The 7,416-nt window shown below is 52.6% G+C and carries 7 protein-coding genes and 1 pseudogene; 5 read left to right on the top strand and 3 right to left on the bottom strand.

Features of this window, described 5'->3' with window-relative positions:
• The 5 genes and pseudogenes from G9Q73_RS03080 to G9Q73_RS03065 all read left to right on the top strand — a co-directional run.
• Nucleotides 1–255, top strand: a pseudogene (locus G9Q73_RS03080) (OmpP1/FadL family transporter); the annotation flags it as partial.
• Nucleotides 256–282: 27 nt separating this feature from the next.
• A complete protein-coding gene (locus G9Q73_RS03075; RefSeq protein WP_177418506.1) occupies nucleotides 283–489 on the top strand; it encodes a YgaP family membrane protein in 207 nt (68 codons plus the stop codon).
• Nucleotides 490–635: 146 nt separating this feature from the next.
• Nucleotides 636–830: a hypothetical protein gene (locus G9Q73_RS19355; RefSeq protein WP_246344958.1), complete on the top strand. Its 195-nt coding sequence runs from the start codon at nucleotides 636–638 to the stop codon at nucleotides 828–830.
• A complete protein-coding gene (locus G9Q73_RS03070) occupies nucleotides 793–1,101 on the top strand; it encodes a hypothetical protein (protein ID WP_246344956.1) in 309 nt (102 codons plus the stop codon). The genes G9Q73_RS19355 and G9Q73_RS03070 overlap by 38 nt, the downstream gene beginning before the upstream one ends.
• Before the next feature lie 178 nt (nucleotides 1,102–1,279).
• Nucleotides 1,280–1,624: a hypothetical protein gene (locus G9Q73_RS03065; RefSeq protein WP_177418504.1), complete on the top strand. Its 345-nt coding sequence runs from the start codon at nucleotides 1,280–1,282 to the stop codon at nucleotides 1,622–1,624.
• Nucleotides 1,625–1,631: 7 nt separating this feature from the next.
• Here the strand turns inward: G9Q73_RS03065 and G9Q73_RS03060 are convergent, their stop codons facing one another.
• The 3 genes from G9Q73_RS03060 to G9Q73_RS03050 form a co-directional block, all read right to left on the bottom strand.
• Nucleotides 1,632–3,560: a putative bifunctional diguanylate cyclase/phosphodiesterase gene (locus G9Q73_RS03060; protein WP_218649917.1), complete on the bottom strand. Its 1,929-nt coding sequence runs from the start codon at nucleotides 3,558–3,560 to the stop codon at nucleotides 1,632–1,634.
• A gap of 277 nt (nucleotides 3,561–3,837) precedes the next feature.
• On the bottom strand, nucleotides 3,838–4,881 hold the full coding sequence (locus G9Q73_RS03055; RefSeq protein WP_369408819.1) for a TIGR04283 family arsenosugar biosynthesis glycosyltransferase: 1,044 nt from the start codon (nucleotides 4,879–4,881) through the stop codon (nucleotides 3,838–3,840).
• Nucleotides 4,882–4,930: 49 nt separating this feature from the next.
• Nucleotides 4,931–6,571 (bottom strand): acetolactate synthase large subunit, encoded by a 1,641-nt coding sequence (locus G9Q73_RS03050; RefSeq protein ID WP_177418500.1) that lies wholly within the window; start codon nucleotides 6,569–6,571, stop codon nucleotides 4,931–4,933.
• Nucleotides 6,572–7,416 lie beyond the last annotated feature (845 nt).

Raw genomic sequence — 7,416 nt, 5'->3', positions numbered from 1 at the left:
ACGACTGTGCGGTTTGGTATCAACTATGCGGAGGCCCCTTTTGGCGAAGAGGATGTGGACAACAATCTCGGCTCCGTGGCAATTCCGGAACTGCATCTCTCTATGGGGCTGACGCGTAAACTCACTGATCGGATCTCCGGTTCGTTCTCCTATACTCACGCCTTTGAAAATGAGTTAACGTCCAATACCGGCTCTGGTAATACCATATCCATCGAGCAGAATATTGTCTACCTGCAGTTGAGCTACGCGCTTTGATCCGATTCCGTATAAGTGGAGTACATGATGACTATTGATAGAATTGTCCGCCTGATGGCGGGAATGATGATCCTGCTGAGTCTGGCCCTGACTCATTATGTCCATCCTTACTGGGCGTTTTTGACACTGTTTGTCGGTGCTAACCTGATGCAGAGCGGTTTCACCAATATCTGTCCGCTCTCCAGCATTCTGAAAAAAATGGGGGTGCCGGACGGAACAGCCTGTTCGGGTTGATTACCTGAAATGAGCGTTCGGGGCGTCTATAGAGACGCCCCGAATCGATGAGAGACAATTATTTCATGCGTTGCAGGCTGAAACGGCGGCAGCGCAAAATCGGACAAGTAAACTTGGGACTGACCCAAAAAAGGAGAGATTCAACCATGTGTAAGACTTGCTGGACCATTACTGCCCTGATGCTGATTGTGATATTGGGCATGGCCTACAAATTTATCGTCGTGGGTAGCGTTGAACCGGCGACCGACGGGCGCTTGAGCCTGCAGTTGGAACCCGCCCGAAAGGGATCTGGTGATGGCGGAGATGCGCGCTTTTCTGGTGACTGTGCAGCAGATCAATGAAGGCGTTTTACAGGATGATATGAAAAAGGTTGCCGATGCTGCACGCAAGGTGGGACGCGCGGCGCAGGAAGCCGTGCCAGTCTCTTTGATGGGAAAACTGCCCCTCGATTTCAAGAAACTGGGATTCGATACCCATACCCGATTTGATGCCCTGGCCCTGGATGCCGAGCAGTTTGGTGATAAGGAACAGGCCCTGGGCGCATTGACCGAACTGATGCAGAACTGCATCTCCTGTCATGCGGGTTACCGGATTGATTTAGTTATGGAATAAAGCTGGATTCAGTTAGGAACGCACGAGCCACTCCTGCTCTTTCATGCAGCAGGGCTTCCCGTGGGTATAAACCCTGTGTAAACTATCTGGTGAACAAGTTATGTAAATCAATTGGTTACAATGTTTATGCGCGCACCCTTTCCAGGTGCGCGCGCTCAAGGTGTCCTGATCTCTCAATATGTTCAAACTTACCCGATCCATAAACAGTTGGAATACGCCTGAGTTCAGGGATGTGCTCAAAGATGAAATCGAGCAATTGGATGCCGAACAACTCCCCCTGCAGCAGGGATTGGCAAATAGCAGTTATGTCGGCGAAACGCCCTTCCGTATGATGATTATCGGAATTTCAGATGACTCAACCGCTGTTCGGGTACATGCCGGTATTTTTTATGCCGGGATCATTGCGGGTTGCAACTGTTCTGATGATCCGACGCCGGTTGATGAACAGCCGGAGTATTGTGAAGTGGAAGTCGTTATCGATAAAACCACGTCGGAAGCGAAGGTCACTCTGGTTCAGAACTAGACGAATATCAGTCGAGAGGGACAGGGCGGGCGAGCGCGAAACCCTGCCCGTAGTCGACGCCCAGCTTGATCATCTCCTCTTTTATGGCAGCAGACTCCACATGTTCTGCGATGGTGCCGATACTCAGACTGCGGCTCAGAGTGATAATCGCTTCCACCACTGCACGGTCTACCGGGTCATTGAGTACATCCTTCACGAAATCGCCGTCGATCTTGAGAAAGTCCACCGGCAGATGTTTCAGGTAGGCGAAGGAGCTGAGTCCACTGCCAAAATCATCCAGTGCAAAGCTGCAACCCATCCCCCGCATCTCTTCAATGAACCGGGAGGCGGTGGACATATTCGCGATTGCAGCGGTCTCCGTTACCTCAAAACAGATGACGCCGGGATCCACCGGGTAGTCGATGAACATTTGGCGGATAGCGGTGAGGGTGGTTTCCTCCCCCAGGGAGACGCCGGAAAGATTGACGTTGAGCAACAGGTTGGTTTCCCTGCTTTCAACCAGCCACCGCAGGCTACGTTCGATTACCCAGCGGTCGATGGTCATCATCAGGCCGTAACGTTCAGCTGCGGGCAGGAATTGGTCGGGAAGTATGATTTCGTCCCCATCTCCTTGCAGACGCAGGAGGATTTCGGCCCTGCGCTCCTCTTTGGCACTTGTGTTGAAGGGCACGATATCTTGTTTGTAGAGCCGAAATCGATCTTCATCCAAGGCACTGCGTAACTGGTTAACCCAGTGGTATTCGATGCGGCGCTTTGCGAGTTCCTTGTCGCTCTTCTCGTATAGGTGCACCCGCCCGCGACCGAGATCTTTGGCGGCATAACAGGCCATGTCTGCATCACTGAGTATGGTGTCGGCTCCGGCGCTCCCCTGGTCGATGCAGACTACGCCGATACTGGCATTGACCTGGAACCGTTTGCCCTCCCAGAAAAATTGGAACGCTTCCACGGTTTGCTGGAATGTGTGGGCGATCTCCATCCCTTTATTCAGAGAACAACCATCCAGCAGGATGCCGAATTCATCCCCACCCAGACGCGCCAGGATATCTGAGCTGCGCAGTTTTGGCTCCAGTGTCACGGCAAGCTCGCGCAGCAGTTGGTCTCCTGCGGCGTGACCACAGGTGTCATTAACGATCTTGAACTGGTCAAGATCCATGTAGATGCAGACATGTTGCCGGTGTTCTCGCTGTGCATTGTCCAGTGCTTGTTCGAGGCGGTGTTCGAACTCGCGTCGGTTGTTGAGACCGGTCAGAGGGTCGTGGCTGGCCTGGAAGGAGAGCTCGGCGTTGGCTGAAGTGATGCTTCGGAGCAGTTCACGGTTTTCCATTCTCAGAGCGAGTGATCGCGAGATACTGCGTGCGTAGTTGCGGCCGGTAATAATGACAAGGATCAGATAGATGATGACCATGCCTGCCATGGCCTGATTGGTGGCATCCCCGCTGGTGAGCAGCAGTATCAGCAGCGGTGTGATGACCGGTGCAACAAATCCCAGATAGACCGAAAAAACCACGGCGTTGGAGGGGATCGCGCCGGCAGTCAGGCCTGTCAGCAGCAGGAACATGGCGACTTGGTAAGGTAGTGGCCAACCGAAATCGAGAAATAGACCGAAAAGTCCCCACAGGGTGCCTGAGAGAATGGCGCCTGCCATATAGGCGGTCTGCCAACTGATTCCCGGGAGCGGCCGCCCATTGTGTTTGTGGAAGGAACGCAGCAAGAACTCACGGGCGGCGTTGATGATGCCCAGGGCGAAAAACCAGGAGAGCAGCAGCGAAAGTTCAATGGGACGCCAAAAAATTGCAACTGCCACCAATGCAGTGGCTTGGTTGGCCAGCAGGGCAACATGCCCCATGGAATAGAGCAGTTTGAGCCGCTCGGCGTTGAGTCGCTGAATGTCTGCCGTCGTGACCGGTGTGGATTTGTTAGTGTGCCCTGTTTTCAATTTCTTCTTCGGCAAGTGGTGGATCTCTCTGGGCAGGAAACATGTGTCAATCGCAAGCCCTCTGAGAAAAACTATTTCTGTAGGTCGGGTTAGATGTGCATTGCGACGAACATCAATTTTCACACATGGCTTTGTGCGCATCGTAACCCGACAAATCACTGCCGGGTTACGTCGCATACGAAGAGCGTGTCAGATGCAAGTTTATGTGCTGTCGTGCGGCTGACCCGACCTGCATCGTAGCGAGCTGAATAGTCATTGTTATTGTAGCCTGTTCAGTTCAATCATGGGGTGTTGAACGAGCCGCCTTTTCCCGGTAACGAAAGAACACCCAAGAGGCCCTGAACCAGAGCCAGACCAAGCCTGCAGTCAAATAGTCGAAAAGGACGAAGTTGGTAAGGGGTTTGAATATTCGGTCGTGCAGGGTTAAAAACGGGCGTTTCTTGAATCCAAAAAAATACAACAGTGTGGTATCGAGGTAGAAGAAGAGCTGCCACGCATGGCCGAGTACATAGTGACCGGTGGCCAGCCAACGCCTGCGGGCGACCCCGGGTTTTGCCTCTCTGTTGAGACTATCGATAAGTTGGAATATTGGTGAGAGTTGCAAAGGACCTGTGTCGTTCTGGTTGCGATAGACCTCGCTGGCCCTTTGAAAGAAGTCGATAAATCCGATCTGGTGGAAATTCATGATCAGGGCGGAGAGGATCATGCGGCGTCCGAGCCCTTCCCTTTCGAAGCGGCGGGCCGAAGTCTGCAACTCTCCCGGCAGGGTTATCCAACTGCCCTTGAGGCGAATGGTCTCTGCCAGTCGCTGATCTTCGAGAAATCCGAGGGATTCATCGAAACCGCCGAGCTGATTGAAGAAGTCCTGCGACATCAGAAATCCCTGATCGCCATTGGTGCACTCCATCCGGTTCAGGGCGCTCTTCTCCTCGTAATAGCGGTAGGTGAGATCACGGCCTGGATTGTCGCGCAGAAACCGCAGACGGAAATGGCCGGCGATCCGCTGGTGTCCCGCTGCTGCAATCTGTTGCTGCAATGCCTTGAGCGCATCTGACAGTTGTGATTGTGAGGTCAGCTTGGAATCGGCGTGCAGAAACAGCAGATAGGGTGCGTTGCACTGCGAGAGTGCGCCGTTCATCTGTCGGCCCCGCCCAGGGGCCGTCTCAGCAACCTTGGCGCCGGCGCGCGCCGTCAACGCCACAGTGTCATCGTCCGACCCCCCGTCGGCCACAATAATCTCAAGATCTATGGCCTCCTGCTCCAACAACTGATTGAGCAGTGACGGCAGTTGTTTCCCCTCATTGAGGGTGGGAATGATCACACAGAGGTTGGGTTGTCTGTCAGGTGGGTGGGGTGAAATACTCTTTCTCCTAAATCGGGCAGATCAGTTTGCCCAGTTTTTCGGTCAATTTCATATTCTCCGAGTAGTCCACCGGGACATCAACCACTACGACGGTCTCATCGGTAAATGCCTGTTCCAACGTCGGAATGAGTGCGTCGGCACTCTCTACTCTATACCCCTTGGCGCCGAAGGATTCCGCATATTTCACGAAGTCGGGGTTGTTGAAGCTGATGTGTCCGGTGCGACCGAAACGGCGTTGTTGGTGCCACTTGATCAGCCCGTATTCACTGTCGTGCCAGATCATGATCACGATGGAAATGTTGTGCCGCAGTGCGGTCTCGATCTCCTGGGAGTTCATCATGAAGCCTGCGTCGCCGGTGATCGTCAGAACCCGGCGTTCTGGAAACACCATCTTGGCCGCGATCGCACCGGGTACGCCGATGCCCATGGAGGCGAAGCCGTTGGAGATGATGCAGGTGTTGGGCCGCTCACAGCGGTAGAGCCGGGCTATCCACATCTTGTGGGCGCCGACATCGGAGATCAGAATGTCCTCAGGTCCCATCACCTGCCGTGTATCGTAGAGAATCTTCTGGGGTTTGACGGGGTAACTGTCGTCACCGGCATACTGATCCAACTCGTTGATGATAAGCTCCCGCAGGTCGCTGGTCGGTGCCAGGTCGCGGGGTTTTGCCAGTTTCTCTATCCGTTGCAGGGATTCGGTGATATTCCCGATCACCCCTGCCTCCAGGACGTAGTGTGCATCAATCTCCGCATAGGTTTGGTCGATGTGGACAATCTTTTTATCAGCGTTGGGATGCCAGAGATGGGGGTGGTACTCCACCATGTCGAAACCAATACAGAGGATGAGGTCGGCGCGGTTGAAGCCACAGGCGACATAGTCATCGGCCTGCAGTCCCACGGAACCAAGGCTGAGCGGGTGGGAAAAGGGGATGCACCCTTTTGCCATGAAAGTCTGGGCCACCGGGATGTTGAGGTTCTCTGCAAATTGTTTCAGGGCGTCACAGGCATGGCTTCGGATCACTCCGTTGCCCGCCATGATGATCGGCGCCTTGGCATCGGAAATCAGATCCGCCACCTGTCCGATCTTCTCATAAGGCGGTGAGGAGGGGGTTGGCGCCTGGGCTCTGAGTGGCTTGATCGTCTCACTTACCTGGCTGCCTGCAATATTTTCCGGAAAGCTGATGAAGGCGCCGCCGGGCTTCTCTGTTTGTGCGTCTTTGAATGCCTTGCGTACGATTTCAGGTACCACCTCGGGTCCGAGGATCTCGGCACTGTATTGGGAGATAGGTGCAAATAGATTGACCAGATCGAGTACCTGATGGCTCTCCTTGTGCATCCGGGTGGTGGCGCCCTGCCCGGCAATGGCGACAATGGGTGCCCGATCCATATTGGCATCCGCGAAGCCGGTGATCAGGTTGGTCGCGCCAGGTCCGAGCGTTGCGAGACAAACCCCCGCCCGCCCGGTGAGCCTGCCGTAGACATCGGCCATAAAGGCAGCGCCCTGTTCATGTCGCACGGTGACGAACTTGATGTTGCTATCCAGCAGCGCATCCATGACATCGAGGTTCTCCTCTCCCGGTATGCCGAAGATAGTGTCGACACCTTCATTTTCGAGGCATTTGATGAACAATCGTGCGGCGCTGGGCATGGTAACTCCTGGGTTAGAATGATGATCTTTAAAGTTTTTTTCTGGCAAAGCCTACTTGGTTTGTACGAACCCATGGTGCCTGCTGGATGCAATATGCCTTGAAACTGAACAGGATCGTTATGAGTGCCTAATGTGATGTTTAGAAGATAAATGCATTTTTTTCAAAGAGGATGACGATGTTTTTTAATCCGCAAATAACGCAAATGACGCGATTTTTCCTTCTGCATTAAGTCATTGAATTCGTCCAATAAGCCCTATTCTGTAATAATCGAACCGGACGATGGAGATGAATAGCCATCAGGTTTTCAAACAAAATCAATGCATTTGCGCTTTTTGCGTTGTTCGCGGACAAATCTCTTTCCCTATAGCAGCTGAGTTATAGGGGCAATCAGATATAGTTAAAACCAGTGATTTAGAGCCGTTTTAAGAAGCTATTTCTTTATAGCACTGTACTAATGTTTTCATCCTCAGTCAGAAGTTACGGAATGCGAATTTATATATTTATGTACCATTTGTAACACCATGAAAAATAAAAGTATTTAATTCCTGTGTGCTGATGTGGGGTTTACAAATTTGGTGACGTTGTTCTACAAAAATACATGTTGTTGGGTATGGTGATTTACGGGTAACGATATTCTATGGTCCACTGCTGAACAGGGTCTTTGCACTATGACTTTTCCACACCTCAAATCTACTTAGGTTTCTACGGTGTTTTGCTAAGTTCCGACTTGTTGCCTGTGGTGTAGACGATAGTGTGACTGTCGATATGATCTCCGAAACGGTCGGTAGCGCCTGCAGCCGGTGGCGAACCCTGATGAGCAATACGTAACTGAACGAAGTACACA

It is taken from the genome of endosymbiont of Lamellibrachia barhami (genome assembly GCF_011947365.2).
Classification (GTDB): domain Bacteria; phylum Pseudomonadota; class Gammaproteobacteria; order Chromatiales; family Chromatiaceae; genus QGON01.
Note: the sequence above shows the minus strand (reverse complement) of the source record. Positions and strands in the feature narration are given on the sequence as shown.

What these genes read in the sequence shown, in the direction of transcription:
- G9Q73_RS03075 (WP_177418506.1), top strand. Translation starts at nt 283, where the DNA reads ATGACTATTGATAGAATTGTCCGCCTGATGGCGGGAATGATGATCCTG.
- G9Q73_RS19355 (WP_246344958.1), top strand. Translation starts at nt 636, where the DNA reads ATGTGTAAGACTTGCTGGACCATTACTGCCCTGATGCTGATTGTGATA.
- G9Q73_RS03070 (WP_246344956.1), top strand. Translation starts at nt 793, where the DNA reads ATGCGCGCTTTTCTGGTGACTGTGCAGCAGATCAATGAAGGCGTTTTA.
- G9Q73_RS03065 (WP_177418504.1), top strand. Translation starts at nt 1,280, where the DNA reads ATGTTCAAACTTACCCGATCCATAAACAGTTGGAATACGCCTGAGTTC.
- G9Q73_RS03050 (WP_177418500.1), bottom strand. Translation starts at nt 6,571, where the DNA reads ATGCCCAGCGCCGCACGATTGTTCATCAAATGCCTCGAAAATGAAGGT.